The 17775-nt window shown below is 48.3% G+C and carries 19 protein-coding genes and 1 tRNA gene; 9 read left to right on the top strand and 11 right to left on the bottom strand.

The features are described 5' to 3' along the window. Nucleotides 1-45 precede the first annotated feature (45 nt). The 4 genes from ACFS25_RS14835 to ACFS25_RS14820 all read left to right on the top strand — a co-directional run bounded on the left by ACFS25_RS14835 (nucleotide 46) and on the right by ACFS25_RS14820 (nucleotide 3247). Entirely contained in the window at nucleotides 46-186 is a 141-nt protein-coding gene (locus tag ACFS25_RS14835; RefSeq protein ID WP_381502284.1) for a hypothetical protein, read from the top strand. Nucleotides 187-346: 160 nt separating this feature from the next. After that, nucleotides 347-1573: an OmpA family protein gene (locus ACFS25_RS14830; RefSeq protein ID WP_381502282.1), complete on the top strand. Its 1227-nt coding sequence runs from the start codon at nucleotides 347-349 to the stop codon at nucleotides 1571-1573. 718 nt (nucleotides 1574-2291) lie between these two features. Next, nucleotides 2292-2726, top strand: a complete 435-nt coding sequence (locus ACFS25_RS14825) for a hypothetical protein (RefSeq protein WP_381502278.1) — start codon at nucleotides 2292-2294, stop codon at nucleotides 2724-2726. A gap of 89 nt (nucleotides 2727-2815) precedes the next feature. Continuing rightward, nucleotides 2816-3247, top strand: coding sequence for a DUF1810 domain-containing protein (locus ACFS25_RS14820; RefSeq protein ID WP_381502275.1), 432 nt, complete (start codon nucleotides 2816-2818; stop codon nucleotides 3245-3247). Between the two features lie 84 nt (nucleotides 3248-3331). Here the strand turns inward: ACFS25_RS14820 and ACFS25_RS14815 are convergent, their stop codons facing one another. The 3 genes from ACFS25_RS14815 to ACFS25_RS14805 form a co-directional block, all read right to left on the bottom strand. Beyond that, on the bottom strand, nucleotides 3332-4414 hold the full coding sequence (locus ACFS25_RS14815; RefSeq protein WP_381502272.1) for a dipeptidase: 1083 nt from the start codon (nucleotides 4412-4414) through the stop codon (nucleotides 3332-3334). 222 nt (nucleotides 4415-4636) lie between these two features. Continuing rightward, on the bottom strand, nucleotides 4637-4837 hold the full coding sequence (locus ACFS25_RS14810; RefSeq protein ID WP_381502270.1) for a hypothetical protein: 201 nt from the start codon (nucleotides 4835-4837) through the stop codon (nucleotides 4637-4639). 32 nt (nucleotides 4838-4869) lie between these two features. Beyond that, complete coding sequence (locus ACFS25_RS14805) at nucleotides 4870-5085, bottom strand: hypothetical protein (protein WP_381502267.1); 216 nt, start codon at nucleotides 5083-5085, stop codon at nucleotides 4870-4872. 207 nt (nucleotides 5086-5292) lie between these two features. Here ACFS25_RS14805 and ACFS25_RS14800 point away from each other — a divergent pair, with 207 nt between their 5' ends. Continuing rightward, a complete protein-coding gene (locus tag ACFS25_RS14800) occupies nucleotides 5293-5775 on the top strand; it encodes an OmpA family protein (RefSeq protein ID WP_381502266.1) in 483 nt (160 codons plus the stop codon). 9 nt (nucleotides 5776-5784) lie between these two features. On the opposite strand, the gene ACFS25_RS14795 is transcribed toward ACFS25_RS14800, so the two are convergent. Then, on the bottom strand, nucleotides 5785-6000 hold the full coding sequence (locus ACFS25_RS14795) for a hypothetical protein (RefSeq protein WP_381502263.1): 216 nt from the start codon (nucleotides 5998-6000) through the stop codon (nucleotides 5785-5787). A 304-nt stretch (nucleotides 6001-6304) separates the two neighbouring features. Here ACFS25_RS14795 and ACFS25_RS14790 point away from each other — a divergent pair, with 304 nt between their 5' ends. Continuing rightward, nucleotides 6305-6691: a DUF983 domain-containing protein gene (locus tag ACFS25_RS14790; RefSeq protein WP_381502260.1), complete on the top strand. Its 387-nt coding sequence runs from the start codon at nucleotides 6305-6307 to the stop codon at nucleotides 6689-6691. Between the two features lie 105 nt (nucleotides 6692-6796). On the opposite strand, the gene ACFS25_RS14785 is transcribed toward ACFS25_RS14790, so the two are convergent. The 6 genes from ACFS25_RS14785 to ACFS25_RS14760 all read right to left on the bottom strand — a co-directional run bounded on the left by ACFS25_RS14785 (nucleotide 6797) and on the right by ACFS25_RS14760 (nucleotide 12315). After that, nucleotides 6797-7612, bottom strand: a complete 816-nt coding sequence (locus ACFS25_RS14785) for a class I SAM-dependent methyltransferase (protein WP_381502257.1) — start codon at nucleotides 7610-7612, stop codon at nucleotides 6797-6799. 112 nt (nucleotides 7613-7724) lie between these two features. Continuing rightward, complete coding sequence (locus ACFS25_RS14780) at nucleotides 7725-8588, bottom strand: helix-turn-helix domain-containing protein (RefSeq protein WP_381502253.1); 864 nt, start codon at nucleotides 8586-8588, stop codon at nucleotides 7725-7727. Between the two features lie 748 nt (nucleotides 8589-9336). Continuing rightward, nucleotides 9337-9411 (bottom strand) — tRNA-Val (locus ACFS25_RS14775). A 52-nt stretch (nucleotides 9412-9463) separates the two neighbouring features. Beyond that, nucleotides 9464-10786: an MFS transporter gene (locus ACFS25_RS14770; protein ID WP_381502251.1), complete on the bottom strand. Its 1323-nt coding sequence runs from the start codon at nucleotides 10784-10786 to the stop codon at nucleotides 9464-9466. A 103-nt stretch (nucleotides 10787-10889) separates the two neighbouring features. Further along, on the bottom strand, nucleotides 10890-11786 hold the full coding sequence (locus ACFS25_RS14765; protein ID WP_381502248.1) for an alpha/beta fold hydrolase: 897 nt from the start codon (nucleotides 11784-11786) through the stop codon (nucleotides 10890-10892). Between the two features lie 49 nt (nucleotides 11787-11835). Then, the gene (locus ACFS25_RS14760; RefSeq protein WP_381502245.1) at nucleotides 11836-12315 is read right to left on the bottom strand and encodes a hypothetical protein; all 480 of its coding nucleotides are present in this window, start codon (nucleotides 12313-12315) and stop codon (nucleotides 11836-11838) included. Between the two features lie 95 nt (nucleotides 12316-12410). Here ACFS25_RS14760 and ACFS25_RS14755 point away from each other — a divergent pair, with 95 nt between their 5' ends. From ACFS25_RS14755 to ACFS25_RS14745, 3 genes are all read left to right on the top strand, one after another. Further along, nucleotides 12411-14057, top strand: a complete 1647-nt coding sequence (locus tag ACFS25_RS14755) for a T9SS type A sorting domain-containing protein (RefSeq protein WP_381502242.1) — start codon at nucleotides 12411-12413, stop codon at nucleotides 14055-14057. A gap of 85 nt (nucleotides 14058-14142) precedes the next feature. Beyond that, a complete protein-coding gene (locus tag ACFS25_RS14750; RefSeq protein ID WP_381502239.1) occupies nucleotides 14143-16200 on the top strand; it encodes a thioredoxin domain-containing protein in 2058 nt (685 codons plus the stop codon). 223 nt (nucleotides 16201-16423) lie between these two features. Continuing rightward, nucleotides 16424-17308, top strand: coding sequence for a hypothetical protein (locus ACFS25_RS14745; protein ID WP_381502236.1), 885 nt, complete (start codon nucleotides 16424-16426; stop codon nucleotides 17306-17308). A 56-nt stretch (nucleotides 17309-17364) separates the two neighbouring features. On the opposite strand, the gene ACFS25_RS14740 is transcribed toward ACFS25_RS14745, so the two are convergent. Next, nucleotides 17365-17775, bottom strand: coding sequence for a DUF2000 family protein (locus ACFS25_RS14740; protein WP_381502234.1), 411 nt, complete (start codon nucleotides 17773-17775; stop codon nucleotides 17365-17367).

The raw sequence follows: 17775 nt of genomic DNA, 5'->3' as shown, positions 1-17775 counted from the left end.
GCTACCCCAGCCAGTGGGGACGGCCTTTTATCAAGAAAATTGAGCATGATTACCCCTTTAACCTCCGGTATTAAAGACGAATTTACTATTCCTTCGGTTGGAGTGGCTGACGCGGTCAATCCGGTGGCGGATCAAACAGGTCCTATTCAAAAGGGAAACCATCTGACTCCAGACCGAACAGTTTAGCCGTGGTCCGACCTGGATGGGTCCGGCTAGCCAATGACACCGTATGCTTTGTGCAACCCCATCACTTTAGTCCGGTTATCTCCTGAATATGAACAGGGTTCATTGACGAAAGTACCCCTCATTTACCCCAACGTTTAAATCTATATCTCAACGCCATTTTATGACCAGTACCTTACTCGACCACCTTCGGTCCGTCTTTACTCCCTCGGCTGTCAGCGAACTAGCGCGCACCCTGGGCGAAGCCACCGTGCTTACCCAAAAAGCCCTGGATGGCCTGATACCCGCCGTGACAGCAGGCGTCATCAACCGGGCCTCGAATCAGGAAGGAGCAACCCGGTTGTATCAGTTGCTTAACGATACGCCCTTTGCAACCGATTCCACCATGAGCCAGCTGGTCGAGACAGACGATCACCGCCAGAAAGCCGCCGAGTCTGGCAATGCTCTTCTAAAGCAGCTCTATACCGATCAACCGAATCGATTAGCTGAATCAACGGTCCAGTACAGTGGCGTTGGGCCAGGATCGGCCAGTACCCTAACGGGGCTGGTAATGTCGGTGTTGATGGGTTTTTTACGCCAGCAGGTAACTACCCGACCGCTGACCAAGGCCCAACTGACCGCCCTGCTGCTGGGCGAAACCGATTCCGTTCGGGGGGCTATTCCGGCGGCTTTGGCGGGGGGACTGGGCTGGTTGATTGGCATCCCTCGACCGATACCCGCTACACCGTTGCGAACCGAATCGATCCTTCCAATTCAGACCGAGAATCGACCAGCGGGTACCGCTTGGTGGCGGTGGTTGCTACTGGCTCTGGCCTTACTCGCGCTGCTATTTTTTCTGTTACGCGGTTGTAAAGATGAGAAGACTACACAAACCGTCGACTCCTCAGCTGTTACCGCTACTGATACCCTGGCCAGTGATCTGGACGGCAATGGACCAGACGTACGAGTGGGCGTCGATCTGCCGGGTGGTCGGAAACTAAGTGTGGTCGAGCATTCGTTCAACGACAGCTTAGCGCGCTATTTGGCGAATAAAAACAGCCAAACCCCTAAAGTATTCACGTTTGATAATTTGACCTTCGAAACAGACTCCGCCCGGATTACGGCCCAGGCCCGACCCCACGTGGCTGATCTGATCCAGATCATGCAGGCCTATCCGAGTCTAGCCATCCGAATTGAAGGCAATACCGATAGCACAGGTGACGACGCCATCAACGATCCCTTGTCAGCCGAACGGGCCGAAATGGTGAAACAGGTGCTCATCCAGGGCGGCATTGCGGCCAGTCGGGTAACCACCCGGGAACTGGGGGACACTAAGCCTGTGGCCAGCAACCAAACAGAAGCGGGTCGCCAGAAGAACCGCCGAATCGACGTGGTCATTACCAAACTCTAGCTGATTAGTTAAAGTTACCCCGCCCAAACGCACGATCACTTGTTTGGACGGGGTAGCTTCCTATTGGTTTAAAACACGAACCAGGTTCATGATCCTGGATATACGCGTTTCCGGACGGAAACGTTTGTGCATCAGCCTATATCGGCTCGGGCTAGTCAATAAATCCATGCCGCCTTATAAACAATGTTTCGCGCGCCCTCTATACCTGCCCATACGGTATAAAGGGGGGCTACAGGTCCCGCTCAATTACGCAGCCGGGTATCGATTTTAGTTCAGCCCTCGTCTGTCGGGTTAGGTGCAGGGTGGACTAATTGCGGCCTCGTTTGAACATTACATGCTGAAATTATTGGCGGGCTGTACCACAATATATCCGACAAGATTGATAGTAAACTGTGCCGGAGTGGCTATTTGCAGACGGTGAATGCATGGCTCACCTACCGGCTGAATTAGGCTGTTTGTTTTGAAAGCTGGTTTAGAAATCCACTTCTTTCCAAAACCAATCGGGGTGCAGAGTAGTGGGCTCAGAATTGTTTTGATTTAAGCACGATTAAGTAGCACTAGCATTAACTTGGTGAGGCTAATTAAATTGAGCGCTTACCACTTAAAATGAGATCAGTAGCTATTTAGCGTAGGTTTGTGCGGGTAAGGTCTTCAACGTTTGATTTAGAGCGCCACCTTACACGGTATTCGCTACGCTTTATAATCACAGCATAAGGACATGAAACTTAATGAACTAATTGCTAGCCACGTTGCGGGTACGACTCTTGACTCCGCTTCGTTGAAGGAGTTTCTTCAAACGCCCCCCCATTATTATCAGTGGGGCATCAATCACCAGATTGACCAAACCTCGTTGACTCAGCTTGATGCGACCGATCTGTTTGAGTTTTACCTTCGGCTGTATTTGATTGGCCGCCATAAGACCCTTCGAGCCTGTTTACGGGAAGCCCGTTCGTTTGCTCAGCAAGATGCCCAGGCTGCTCATTATTTCCTGGGTTATTCCCTTGAGGATACTCGCCAGCGTCTGCTTCTGCTGGAGTGGTATGAGCTGCTGCCGCGATTAGATTTGGCCAAAGAGAAGATTTTACTGTTGGTGCCTGACCTGGACTATCCGGTACGTCCCCTGATTATCAGGTCTCTGGAGGAATCCTATTAAATGAATTTAAGCCGGCGTTAGGTGAGGACAGTTAAGTTGCTGCTTGATTGAGTAAGATTCTTACTTTTGGGGTATCAAACCGGAGGGACATGCAAGCAGAATCGAACCTAAGCCGATTTTTAGACGCGCAGGAGAAAGATTATTCCAGAGCCTTAGCTGAATTAAAGATGGGACGAAAACAAAGTCACTGGATGTGGTATATTTTCCCTCAGATTTCGGGACTGGGTTTCAGCGAGACGGCCAAATTTTACGCCATAAAAGACCTGCAGGAAGCCAAAGCTTATTGGGAACATCCCCTTCTAGGCAGTCGGCTGATGGAGATTTCACGCGTTTTACTGGCCACGGATGGAAAAACAATCAATCAAATTTTGGGCAGCCCGGATGATATGAAACTACGATCGAGCATGACCTTGTTTAGTTTACTAGACAAGACAGACTCTGTTTTTCAAGCAGTTTTAGTTAAATACTTTAACGGCATGCCTGACCAACGAACCTTGGCTATCGTTGAAAATGGCCAGTAAGAACTTGGATTCACCCCGCTGTAGTTCAGGGATTATATTTATTCTCTGATACCACGTAACTGCATCTCTGAAATAGCCCATCAACTACCCTTTCTTTGTCCGGGATTTTGCTATCTTTTCTAACACACTTTTGGCGTTTCCTCCCATAATCTTCTCGACTTCTACGCTGGAAAGACCTTTCGACTTTAGGGCTTCTGCTACTTGTGGAAATTGTGTATAGCTGGTCATAACCGGTTGGAAGTTTGCACTCATATCGGTGCCGATACCAACATGGTCAATTCCGGCTACATCCACTAAACGCCTAATATTATCGACATATTCGTCGAAGCTTTTATTAAATCCTGAAGGCCATGCGCCAATTACCCCCCCGGTTTCAGCTACTAATTTTGCATGCTCTTTTGAAATAGCCCTCATGGCAATTGGACGATCCGAATCCATTTGCAAAATGCTATGCGATAAAATGATAGGGGATTTGGTAAGGCTGGCCACATCTTTAGTGGTTTGAAAAGAAGCATGTGCCACATCGATAGCCATGCCCAGTTCATTCATCTTTTTTACTACATCTTTGCCAAAAGAAGATAACCCATTAAACGTACTCTCAGAAGTCTGAAGATCACCGAGACTGTTGGGTGCGTAGTGGACCAATTGAATAGACCGAACCCCATCCTGATAAGCCTCTTCTACACGGTTTAGCTGGTCATCCAGAAAATCACCTCCTTCCACAGCAATGTAACCAAATGGTCCGTTGTGTTCGGCCTTCAGACCGCTCAGGTCTGTTGAAAACGGTATAGACAGGGTAGTAAAAACCTCTTTTAGCCTACTAAGCTGTCGCTTATATTCAGCCCATCCATCGCCAGGTGAATATTTTCTGGTAATAATAATTCCTTTGGGGCCTGGTTTTATAAGTGGAGCATCGGCTACCAATGCCAGAAAACCCCCGGTCAACTGGCCTTCCTTCATGTCACTGACGGTTTGGGTCAGCATCGTGTCAGCATTATTGGCAAAGTTACGCTCGGTAAAAGACCATCCAGGATGGCAATGAAAATCAAAATAGATTGACTTCTTCGGGGCAGGCATGGCAAAGCCAGCCAGGCTGTCTACGGTTAGCCAGGATACACCCGTAGCGATGGTACATACATTTTTTAAAAACTGCTTTCGTGACTGCATAGTTAATGCTTTATTGGTCTGTAAAAAACGCTATCGAGGTGATCCGGTTTAGACGGACAGGCGAGGCAAGGGTTTACTCATAATTAGATAATAGTCCTGCCGGCATAAAAGCCCTGTCGTAGGGATAGAAAGAACGCAAATTAAGCAATAGTAACAATGCTCACTATGTGCAGGCTATAGTCGGGCTTCGTAGCTGTATAATCGGTAAGGGTTTCTGTCTCATTACTTAAACACATCAACCGCTCCGAACTCATCATCAACGCTTAGCTCTACTACTACTACATAGCCATCAGCAAGCATCTTCTCAAAATCAGCCGGATACAACGCCTTACTGTCGATGTAACGGGTTACAGCGGCTTCTCTGGGCACATTCAGGTAGATTCGATACTCGCCGATACGACCAATTTTAAGGAGTGTGTTCATGCCTTAAAGATAGGCAGATTTAGCCAATAGCACTACGTACTGGCTTCGTCGTTAAACTGGTCAAGTTGTCGCTCTTCCTGGAGCGCATCCATCGCGTTAGCCAGCGAACGCAATGCTTCAGCTATCGTGTCACCTGCCCCAACTGCCCCCTTTGTTTCGGGCCATTCGGTACTGGTTGCATCCTCAAAGTACGACGTAAAGCCGCTTCCCTTTGCGTCGGTGTACAAAATAATTACTAGTGGTTTCATGGGGCGCAAAGCTAAGGAAGTTTGGCGAAGCAGTGCGCAAACGAGCAGATCTCAGACATGATAAGTATGCTATCCGGAATGGCCGTGTTTGTCGCTAACAAACCGTGCAGGCAACGGACTAAGAAGCGGTCTTGACGAAGCCAGTAGGTTAAGTAAAAGCTTATATTTACGGTGCTTAGTGAGTATATAAACACGTATAGTACAACAATGGAGGCTCTCTTTAAATGGCTATTACGGTTCTTATTCCAACAACTAAAAGCAGGCCAATCTTTCGGTTGTGTGTTGATTTTACTCACCGGCACTTATGCGGAGGTAATGGCTCAGGAACAGTATACCCCGGCGGCTACGCTCCCCTTAAGTATTAGTATCTTGTACTTTGATCAAAGCAGTTACCAACTGCGGCCCCGAGTCAAAACGACGTTGGATTCAATGGCCCGACTCCTGGTGAGACAATCAACGCTGATGGCTTCCGTAACCGGTTACACCGACAATATCGGCAAGCACGAATTGAACATGGCTTTAGCGAAATACCGGGCTAAAACTGTTGAGACATATCTAAAGCAGCTTGGTGTGCTTGAGAATCAGATTATAGTCAAATGGGAAGGGCCTGATACAAAAGCATCAGCCCATGAATCGGAGGCCGTAAAAACAATAAGCAGACGAGTGTCCATTCTGCTTTATCCCAGGTAGTGAGTTACGTTATCTACGACGCAGGGGAAGCCCGTAAATAACGTAACTACGGCGCATTTCTTCCCCCACTAGTGTCAACAGTTTCTTCATCCTTACCACGCTCTCCGGCGTTTTCTGCCCGGTAAGTTTGAGTACCGCACGTGCGAATGTCTTGCCAGAAACCAGACTCCGGGAGAGGCTATACGCTTTGGGATTATTGGCCTGGATGGTCTCTACTGCCGCCATTGACTTTGCTGTAGTGATCTTGTGTTAAAGCCTGGACTACAGCGGTAAGAAAAGCATCTTGGCTAACTTATTCGTGCAACATTCTTACTGAAATCCGGGCTTGAGCATGGTGTAATGAGTATGACGGGAAAACTATTATGTCCGAGTCGTCATCCCCAGGTACTTCGTACAGGGGTACAGGGTCTAGGGGATAAACCACAGGCTGAACAAAAAATAAGTTGTTCAGTAGTATTACAAGGCCATGAACTCATTACAGTTAATAGTCTCTCTTCGAGTGAATTTAGTTTAACGTAGTCGCACGCACATGGGTAAAGGAAATAAACTCTACAGCATCTTTTTTAATAAATGTCCCCGTTGCCAAAAAGGGAACTTCTTTACGGTCAATAACCCGTATAATCTCAAACAATTTGATAAAATGAATGAGCAATGCCTCTGTTGTGGGGAGCGCTTTCTTAAAGAACCCGGCTATTATACTGGCGCGCTTTATGTGAGTTATGCCTACTATGTGGCCCTGATTGTGAATTGTTTTATCGTGTTTGAGGTAATCCTAGATATGGATTTGACTTACTTCCTGGTCATTTTAGTGACTCTAATTATTCTATTGACCCCGCCCGTTTTCCGCCTGGCTCGCCTGACCTGGATTAATTTTTTTGTCTCGTTTGATCCCCATAAGCCCACGAGTTGCCCGTAACAGTCAATTGCTCTGCCATCACGAAGGCAAATGGGTAGTTGGACGTTTTTCTGAACCGCGACTGAGTTGACAGGTTAAATGACCCACCCAATCCGGTAGCAATGGTCAACGCGTAACCGTTACTAGCAGAAAAGTGGCCGGTATGGCCGTCGTATTTTTATCGGGGCTTTGGTTTTGACTGGCAAACAAATCCTCCAATTTATGCTGTAACTCCAATGTCTTGCCATTCTTTTCCGCTGCTTCAAAAGCATTCATGGACGGACCGTAATAGTTTTTGAACGTGTTGACGAATTCGGATGGTGGATAGGAAGCCTTGAACATAAACGTTTCTTTACTAAAGGTTATGTTTTCTCTGGCCACACCCGCTTTTTCAAACCGTTCGATAACATGGCTCTCTACGCCCCACAACATTGGACTAATGAAACCGTCTGGCGGTGGCGGTGTATAGGCCGAGCTGGTTGCTAGTATTTGGGCTACCAGCGTAGGGTCCCCCGGTATCCAGTTCCCCATAACTATTCGTCCACCGGAGCGGGTAACACGAACCATTTCGCTGGCAACATCAAATGGCTTTGGTGCGAACATGGCCCCAAATATGCTTACGACCAGATCAAACGTCTGATCGGTCAAGTCATGCAGATCGGTGGCATCACCTTCCCGGAAGGTACAGTTGTTAAGCCCTTCTGCTTTGGCCCGGCTGTTGCCCGCTTCAACCAGATTTCGGGCTATATCGACCCCTAAAACCGTAGCGCCAAGTTTGGCTGCTGGTATAGCCGTGGTACCATCACCAGAACCGAGGTCAAGAATGGTAAGGCCGTTGGTGACACCTACTTTGGCGATCAGTGCCGCACCGCTTTCCCGCATGGTTTGGGCAATTTGGGTGAAGTCCCCTTTTTCCCATAAGGCTTTGTTTGGATTCATCATCTTTCATTTTTTGACCAGTGTAATGATCTAGTCAATTAATTGGTGAGCACAAATGTAGTCGGTCGATAAAATCCAGACTTTGCTCACAAGTCCAGAGATATGACTAACCGGCTCACACAAGAAGACGCTGCTTTACGGATGTAGGGGCCATGCCGAAACGCTGACGGAATGTGCGACTGAAATGAGCTGCATTTTCAAAGCCACATTCAAAGCTTGCTTCTCCAACTGTTCTACCCCGATTAGCCAGCAAGTGCCGGGCATGGTTCAACCGTTTTTCCAATAACCATTTACCCGGAGCCGTCTTATAGATTCGCACGAAGTCTCGTTTAAACGCCGATAAACTACGGGCACACAAGCTGGCAAACTCCTCCAATTTAAGGTTATAGCAGTAGTTGGCTTCCATAATCAATTGCAGGGGTACGCTTTGCGGCTCCTCAAGCAAAGAACAAAAGTAACCGAGTAGTTCCCGATTAGCGGTATTATCAGCCAGGGTAAGAATCAATTCTTTGAATTTTAATTCTAGTAGAGCCGGATCAGGTTGGCATTTCTCATCAAAATAAGGCAACATGGATTGGAAGAAGGCATGAATAGAAACACTATCAGCCAGGGGCATAATCGGCTCATGCGCTCTCCCTGTCGACTGGATGGGCGTCGATTTAGTGGCCAATGTTTCACAGATAAAAGCATCGGGAATAAAAAAGAGAAAGAAACAAAACTCGGTATCAAAAAACTGCTCGACAATACAGGCTCCTTTTCTGACAAACACGCAACTGCCCTCCATCAGATCGTAGGAGCCATGGGCGGTATGCCAGATCTTCCGTCCTTCCACTACGTAGACGATATAGTTGTGATGGCTCCAGAGGTCTTCGTATTTATTTTTAAGACCACAGTTGAAGATAGTAAACAGGGTATCCTTGCAGGTCAGCCGTTTGCAACGGCTGGGATTAGTAGCGATATGCGTATAAAGGTTGTACATAACGGTAAGTAAAAAAGTCGCGTCCTTCTGACAAGATGTATTGGTTTGGCTGGATGATTGTTAAGAGGACGATTGCTCACAGGAACGCACATCCTAAAAAGTAACCGTAGGAAAAAGGAAGATTCCTCGTTGTTTTTGACCTAATTACGAATAAACGAAAACTAATATGTCGTCCTGCAAACTCTTTAGGTAGCGGTAATGGCGGGGCTTTTTGAGAAAGGACAGGTATCTAAAACGACGGGGTTGCTGATGCTCACAAATTCCCCTGCGTCAGCGTATGAATGTGCTCTTTTCGAGCTATAGTAGTAAAAGCAGGTAAAATAAATTACTTGAAGGGGTTACTTTTAAAACGAAACTTGACGGGTAGCCCTTTTGTATTTTGACTGCACTGGCACTTATTCGGACGTTTTTGTGAATAGATAGGGGTATCGTTACTTAAAAGGTAAATGAGAAATTACTATTTCTACCTTTTCTTTTCGGTCTATCAGTTGATCTTTAATATGGTAATTAAAAGCGGCTGCCCATTCATCAGCCCGTTCTACCTTGTGGCCCAATATTATCTTATTTAGTGCCGGTACTAGCCCTCATATCCTAAGCTACCTTACTTTATAACAGTTCTACTTTCTAAGGTCGTCATTGGGTGTATGCTTTCCTGTTATTGAAGCATCCCATTTTTACACAGTTACACACAGTAAAGCGCGAAAAAACCCTCAAATCAGTCTGATTTGAGGGTTTTTGAAACTTTTAGTAGGAAGTAGCGGGCTCGAACCGCTGACCTCTGCTCTGTCAAAGCAGCGCTCTGAACCAACTGAGCTAACCTCCTTTGCAACCGGTTAGGTGGTATCTTCTTATCAATACGCCGAACCGCCACAAATTTACGAAACTTCTGCGTTTGCCAAACGGGGGCGGTAAATTTTTTGTGAGGGAATTCGCCATAATAGCGCAAATCCGATCACAAATAGGACTAACAGGGCCAACACACTGTTTCGCATACTGCCGGTAAGTTGTTCGATCAGACCATATATCAGTGTACCGAATACGATAGACGTTTTTTCGGTCACGTCGTAGAAGCTAAAATAAGAGGCTGTGTCGGTGGTGGCCGGAATAAGTTTGGAATAGGTGGAACGCGATAGGGATTGAATGCCGCCCATCACCAACCCGACGACAGCCGCCAGCCCGAAAAACTGCGACTCGGTTTGCACGAAATACGCGGCTGTGCAAACGCCAATCCAGATCAGAACAGCCGTCATAAGGGCGTAGGTGTTCCCAACCCGTTCGGACAGCCGCGAGAACCCGTACGCCCCCGGAATAGCGACTAATTGAATGAGCAGAATCGTGATAATCAAGCTCTGGCCGGGCAGCTTTAACTCGTCACTTCCAAAAATTGTTGCCACATACATAACAGTCTGAACGGCCATGTTATACACAAAAAACGCGACCAGAAATCGTTTGGCTAAGGGCTGCTCCTGCAAGTCGGCCCAGACATGGCGCAACTCTCTAAAGCCATTTAACAGATAATTGCCGCCCGTTCTTGCTTTGGTGGCCTTCTTTATTCCATCTGGCAACCGGCTAAACGGTATCTGAGCAAAACCAATCCACCAGAGGCCCACGGTCAGGAAGGCAATTCGAGAGGCCATAGCTTCGGAGATATTGCCGAACCATTCCCGTTTCAAAATCACCAGTAGATTGACTACCATTAGCAGTACGCTGCCAAGATAACCCATCGAGAAACCCCGCGCGCTAACCCGGTCGTACTGATCTTCGGTGGCAATATCGGGCAAATAGGAATTGTAGAACACGATGCTGCCGCTCCAGCCAATCAGGCTGAGCCAGAAGCAGATAACAGCAAGGGTAGTGGTTTCCTTCGTGAAAAAATACAGCAGACTGCAACTGATAGCCCCCATATAGCAGAAGGCTTTCATAAATGTTTTCTTCCGACCGCTGTAGTCGGCAATGGCTGAACAGATTGGCGATAGGAGGGCCGTAAATAAAAAAGCTGCCGAGATCGTGTAGGAAAATAGTACCGAGTTTTTGATCGACAGACCCAGAAAGTTTATGACGGGGCCGCCGGTGCTGTTCAGTGCTGTAGCCGAGAAATAGACGGGAAAAATGCTGGACACAATAACCAGCGAATGTACCGAGTTGGCCCAGTCATAAAATGTCCAGGCAGTGAGTATACGGGGGGAGTTTTTTTGCATAAAAGAGGCATGGTAGGCATGTCACTGTCGCTAAATTTGTAACGGGCTTAGAGGTTGTCCGTTGCGGGTTCAGTGAATAGATGACACGAGTTTATTCACTCTTTTACTCATTCCCTAATTCAGCCTCTAAAAAATTTAATACCGCTCTCGTAAACGCATGATTCGAGTCGCCAGCAACCATGTGGCCTGCATCGGCAACACTCACGCTGTGGACGTGCGGAACGGCCTCTAAAAACTCGGTCATGACTTTTTCGCTCACCACATCACTGATACCCCCGCGCACAATAAGCGTTGGGACGGTGAGGGAATGGGCGGCCCGGTATAATCGCTCTTCGTTATTGGTCTGCTGCTGTCCATCAGTACGATCGAGGCCGGTATTTTGCCGCCAGATAGCCAGCATCTTCGGGTCCCAGTGCCAGTAGTAGCGGGACTCGCCATTCGTTTCCTGGCGAAGACGCAGATTTTTCTCCAATCGGTTATGGTCTGACGGGCGCGGGCGGTGGGGCAAATAACTTGCTACCGCTTCGGCCGCTTCGTCCAAAGACGCAAACCCATCCTGGTTGCGGCTCATAAAGGCAAAAATTCGTTCGATGCCTTTCTGCTCGCTGCGTGGAGCAATATCGACCAAAACGATAGCCGTACAACAGGATTCAGTGCCTGGCTGACGTTCTCCTTCGGCAATGAGGGCTGTCATGCCGCCCATCGACGCGCCCACAAAAGCCGGTTTTCGGTCTAGCTGCGCACTAACCGCCCGCAGATCGCTGGCCAGATACTCAATACCATAGTGCCCTTCTGCCGACCAGTCGCTGTCGCCGTGACCGCGTGCATCAAGCGCAATGGCATACCAACCCGCATCGGCCAGCAGGTTGGCTGTGTCGCCCCAGGAGTGTCTGGTTTGGCCGCCACCATGCAATAATACTACGGGCCGGTGTGCCGGGTCTCCCCAGGTATCGGCTGCTACGAAAAAGCCCGGTTCGGTTTCAAAGCGGAGAAAGGCCATAATTGATAAACTGGCGATAGCGTAAAAATCGGATGCGCTCGTTCACCCATTATAGGGACGGTTCAAATTCCAGATTAATGTCGGTTTTATTGCCATCGACAGGTGCATTCTGGCGAAGAATGAGTTTACTCTTTGTCAGTTGAACAATTGGGAAGTTACCTTTAAAACCCGATACGTCCACGTCGATGGATTGATTGTCGGCGGCCAGTGTCCACGTGCCACCATTAATAACTGAGTTGGATTGTTTCGGATCGAGGGCACGGACGGTTCCGTTGTTACGAAACTGCATATTCAGGTCGTACAACACCTGAGTGGCTAAATTCAGGCGATTTTTGTTGATTTCCTGCCCGTCGGGGGTTGTTACCCGAACCGTCCGCCAGTTGTTGGCAACCAGCAAATCAGTTTGCGAAGTCGCCGGTGTTGCGCCATTATCTTTTTTGCAGCGGGTTAACGTGCTAAAAAGAACCGTGACTATAAGCAGAAGCCGAATTGCATTCATAACTGGATGAGGATGTTTGATGAGTTCCATGTTTGGGATAGTAACGAGAAGCGTTCTGGTATTCGTTTACCGAACGGACTGCTTTGCGCCCTTAAAATTCCGTAGTTTTGGTGAAATTTCAAGCAATGCGCGTTCCATTTGGCTTTTTCTTTGTGTGGACAGTTAGCTTTTGGCTACTTACTTATCCATTGGCAACGGCTCAACAACAGTGCGCTGACCGGCTTACCTTCACACCGGTAAGCCAGCCAAACCAGATTGAATGGAGCAAGTTCCCAGATTTTACCTTGCCGTTTCCCGTTATTTATGGCGGTCCGCGTTTTGCTGATACGCAGGCCAGCCCATTGCGGCATGGATTCAGTCAACTGGTTGATATAAAGGATAATGAATATGGTTCGCTGGTTCAGCCAAAGCAGCGGGCCGTTGTGTATTACGGCTTTGCAACGGGCCTGAACCAACCCTGGGAAACCATCGAAAGCCCCTGGGGAAACGACCTTAATGCGTACCGTGCCAAGTGGGATGGTTTTCTCTCGGCAGTAGCCGGGGGACAAAAAAACGCGGCTGGCTTATATATTCTCCCTATTAACAGGCTGGCACTGGATATTGAACGTTTTCTGGAAACCGACACCCGGATTCTGAAACTCAAGCAGGACAGTAGTGTGCCGGAAACATACCGAAAACTGTCGGATGCTGACTTTGTAGCCGCTTACAAAAAAGCGATGCGAAATCTTTACGCCGAAGGGTTGCGCTACATTCGTCAACATGCTGACCTAACGGGCATTAGCGTGAGTAGCTACGCCGATACACCCGTACTGAATACCTACCTGAACGTGCCGACATTTACCTGGGCCGATTGGACGACCAACCTCAGTCGGACAAATTACATCGTTCAGGATTCAACCGGGCGCGGAATTGGTGGGCCGTATTATGAACAGTTGGACGCCCTGTCGCCTTCGGACTATTATTACTACGACTACCCGAACCCATTGGCGCAGGATTATCTGGCCTATCTGCTGTTTCAGGTAGAGGTAAACCGAGCCTGGAGCAACAAGCCAGTGGTGCCCTGGGTCTGGTTGCGATACCACGATAGTTCGACCAGCTTCCCGAACTTCATTCAGCCGTTTATGGCAGAAGCAACGGCAATCTTCCCGTTTTTTTCGGGCGCGTCCGGGCTTTGGCTATGGGAAAATCCAACGCTGACCCAAACCCGCACCGATGTCTACGCGGCCTACGAACACTTTACGCACGGTCTCTACCGGCTGTCGCGCTTTGCCGATATGTTTCAGGGGACGTATGAATTAGTTATTGAAACGCCCGCCCGCGACCTGATGGACAAGCAACTACCTGTTTGGCGGGGTGTAGTAAAGGAGAACAAAATCCTGATTGCGGCTCAGAATCCCTATGCCGCCGATGGGTCGAAAACTAATTTGACTGTTCGCTATAAATCATGGCAGCAAACTATCGAACTAACAGGACGCGAAGTCTATCTGTGCCGCTTCGATATGGGGACCGTTACCGGCATCGAACCCATTATGGCGGATATTACGGCCTTTCCGAACCCTGCCCAAACGGTCCTCACGGTTTCGTTTGGACGGTTGCCCGGTGTATCTACTGAGCTTATGTTGTTGAACACAATAGGCCAGCCAGTCGTTAGGAGAGGGGTTGCCAGTACGAAGGAACTACTACATGTGGGGCACTTACCCGCTGGTCTATATTTTCTCCGAATCCAAAACGAGACCGGAAGTCAGACAAAAAAAATAGTCATTAGCCGATAGTCAGGAGTGGATTTTCCCGTGGCGGTGTCCTCACGAAGTAAATCGCATTTTTGACTACTGCCCGATGACTCTTGACTATAATATCATGCCGAATCAACTCCAATACGAAACAAGCCCATATCTGCTCCAGCACGCCGAAAATCCGGTTAACTGGTATCCGTGGGGCGACGAAGCGCTGGCCAAAGCCATTGCCGAAGACAAACCGATTTTGGTCAGTATCGGTTACTCGGCTTGTCACTGGTGCCACGTTATGGAACGTGAATCATTTGAGAAAGATGATGTCGCCTTGGTGATGAACGAGAGTTTCGTGTGCATTAAAGTCGACCGGGAGGAACGCCCCGATGTGGACGCTATTTATATGGATGCGGTACAAGCAATGGGCGTTCAGGGTGGCTGGCCGCTCAACGTATTTTTGATGCCCGATGCCAAACCCTTTTACGGCCTTACGTACTTGCCGAAAAAAAACTGGGTCAATTTGTTAGGCAGTATTCAGACCGCTTTTGACGAACACCGCGACGATCTAATACAGTCGGCGGAGGGGTTTGCTAAAGAACTGAACCTGACAGATGCCGAACGATACGGCCTGACCCAAAACGACCCGTTATTTTCTCCGGAAACACTTGACGTACTCTACCGGAAAGTAGCCGTAAAAGCCGATGATGAAAAAGGCGGAATGCGTCGGGCACCCAAGTTTCCGATGCCCAGCGTTTGGCGGTTTCTCTTGCGTTATTATGACGTGACCGCAGCCATAGCGGCAGGCAATGAATCTGCTGCCCTTCATCAAGTCAACATTACGCTTGATCGCATGGCTCTTGGTGGTATTTATGATCAGCTCGGCGGTGGATTTGCCCGCTACTCAACCGATGGGGACTGGTTTGCGCCCCATTTCGAGAAAATGCTTTATGATAACGGGCAACTTCTGACGCTGTATGCCGAAGCGTATAGCTTAACGAAGAGTCCGCTATACAAACATGTTGTTTATCAGACGATTGGCTTTGCTCAACGCGAACTGCTCAGTCCCGAAGGTGGCTTCTACTCGGCCCTCGATGCCGATAGCGAAGGAGTAGAAGGGAAGTTTTACACCTTCACCACGCCGGAATTGCAGGAAATCCTGGGTACTGATTACGACTGGTTCGCTGAATTATACAACCTGACGGATGCCGGTAACTGGGAACACGGTCGTAATATTTTGCATCGCACCGAATCAGATAAATCCTTTGCCGAACGCATGGGCTGGTCGCTGGATGACCTCAATGTACGGTTAGATGCTACCCATACCCGCCTGTTGCGGGTGCGTAATGAGCGTATCAGACCGGGCCTGGATGATAAGATTTTGTGTTCCTGGAATGGACTGATGCTGAAAGGGTTGGCTACGGCGTATCGCGTTTTTAGTGAACCGGAGTTTTTGACACTGGCGCTGAGACTGGCGTACTTTCTGCTACAAAAAATGCGCGACAGTCGGAACGGGCGACTTTGGCATACGTACAAACTGGGTCGCGCCCGGCAGGCTGGTTTCCTGGATGATTACGCTGCCGTAATTGACGGGCTACTGGCACTCTATCAGGCCACCTTCACCGAAAACTGGCTGACGGAAGCCAATCAGTTGACACAGTACGTGTTGATCAATTTTGCCGACTCGACCGTAGACGACCTGACCGGTTCTGAACCGTTCTTTTTCTTCACCGATAAAAATGGTGAGGAACTCATCGCCCGAAAAAAAGAACTGTTCGACAATGTTATTCCCTCGTCGAACTCGATGATGGCCGAAAATTTGTATACGCTAAGTTTACTCATCGACCGGCCAGACTATGCCGACCGTGCCGACCAGATGCTGGGGCGTATACAACCGCTGGTGCAGCAGAATGCTGATTACTTAACTAATTGGGCGGCTCTATTTGCTATTCGTGCCCGACCCACTGCCGAAATCGCTGTTATTGGTCCTGATGCTGAACAGTTCAGAGCGGAGTTAGATGCTGATTTTTACCCTAATAAAGTCCTTTGTGGTACAACTGGTAAGAGCACATTACCCCTTTTGCAGCAGCGTGGCCTAATTAATGAACAAACAGCGATCTATGTCTGCTACAACCGGGCCTGCCAGTTGCCCGTTACGAGTGTGGCTGAAGTGTGGCAAGTACTAAGGTAATCGAATGAAGGTGTTATAGGATGACCGTTTTGTAAATTGGATGGTGATATTCAAAGATTTTATCATAACAAAATAGTAAATGGTTGAGAGAACGAATACCTTCGAACCGAATTAGTCAGCATGTTGACATGACTGAATGACACTTTGAAGGTTGATCTACAGCCATTTAAGACATACTGATTAAATGTATAAGTAAACCACCATGCCTTAACATTTAACAGTCATGAACACCACACATTTACGTAAATGGCTCATCTGCCTGTTGTTACTAGTCGGTTTTTTAGGATGCACAGATCACCGAATTCCGGCTGTTACACCCGGATCAGGGTCTAATCGGCTGCGGGTTAAAACTATAACACAAGACCAGCCAGGAAACACAGCTAAGGTTAGCGCGTTCAAATACGATTCCCAGGGGCGGTTGAGCCTGATTGTTGGGTTTCAAACGCCCGACAGTACAATGGGGCCAGTTGAGAATAGCGTCTATACTTATGATGCGCAAAACCGGCTCACCCAACTCCGACGCGAGGTTGTCAGACGGTCGGGAAGTTCACCTAACCCGGTTGAAGTCTACACCTTCAGTTATAATATGGCTAGTCAGGTCGCTCAATTACTTCACTCGCCATCCACTTTCGGTGTAGGACTCCAGTATGCTTCTGATAATCGATTGTCAGGCTACGCAAAAGGAATTAATGTGGCTGGTCTTCAATCCAGTGGCGGTGGTACATTCACGTTCACAGGGAATAACCTGACGTTTGCCACGGAGACACTTTCGGTAATTCGTTCAGGCGGCCCTTCAATTCCAGTGTATAGCAGATCGACAAACACGACCTACACTTTCGATGATAAAACGAATCCGTTCTATGGGCCGTTTATCATTCCAACTCCGGGTGTATTTGGCCCAATGCCCGTCTCTGGATCGTTCGGGCCATACTATAGTTACTACGGCGGTATTGACAACCTGCTCAATTTAAGCCAGAATAATGTGCTTTCTGCCGGCAACAGCACCTATGCCTATACGTACAACGGCGCCAGTTTACCAACCAGCCGGATTACAACAACCAGCGGAACCGTTACCGAGACCTTGCATTACGACTACGAAACCTATTGAGTAATCGGGTACGGAGGTAGTCGTACAGAAAATCGTATACTAGTCGTCACAATTCGTTAGGGATGATAGGCGAGACCATCGAGCGCCTTATCCACTTTCCGGTTTTCGCCATATACAATAAGGCCGACCAGATCCTGATCTTCATCCGTGGATTTAGCAATTTCTACATGGTTCCCTTCTTCATTTTTAGTCGAAAACAAGGGACTGGTATAAATGCCGAGAGCCAGTTCCCGTTGCTTTGCCCGCTGGAAAGCCCGTTTCATTTGCAGGTCGTTTTCGGCCTTATAAATGAGTATTGGCTGTTTAATAAAAGGTAAGTACGTAGATCCAGACGCGTTGACAAAAGACTGCCCGTGCGTCTGCGGGAACTGAATAGCGACTGAACTAGCCAAAAAGGCGGCTACATTTAGCTTTTGCCAGGTTGGTAAATCGTCCCGGATAACAATGGCGATTTTAGTATCGTACAT

The sequence above is a fragment of the Spirosoma flavum genome, assembly GCF_042686045.1.
Classification (GTDB): Bacteria; Bacteroidota; Bacteroidia; order Cytophagales; family Spirosomataceae; genus Spirosoma; species Spirosoma flavum.
The sequence above is the reverse complement of the archived record's forward strand: the minus strand, read 5'-3'. Positions and strand labels throughout refer to the sequence as shown.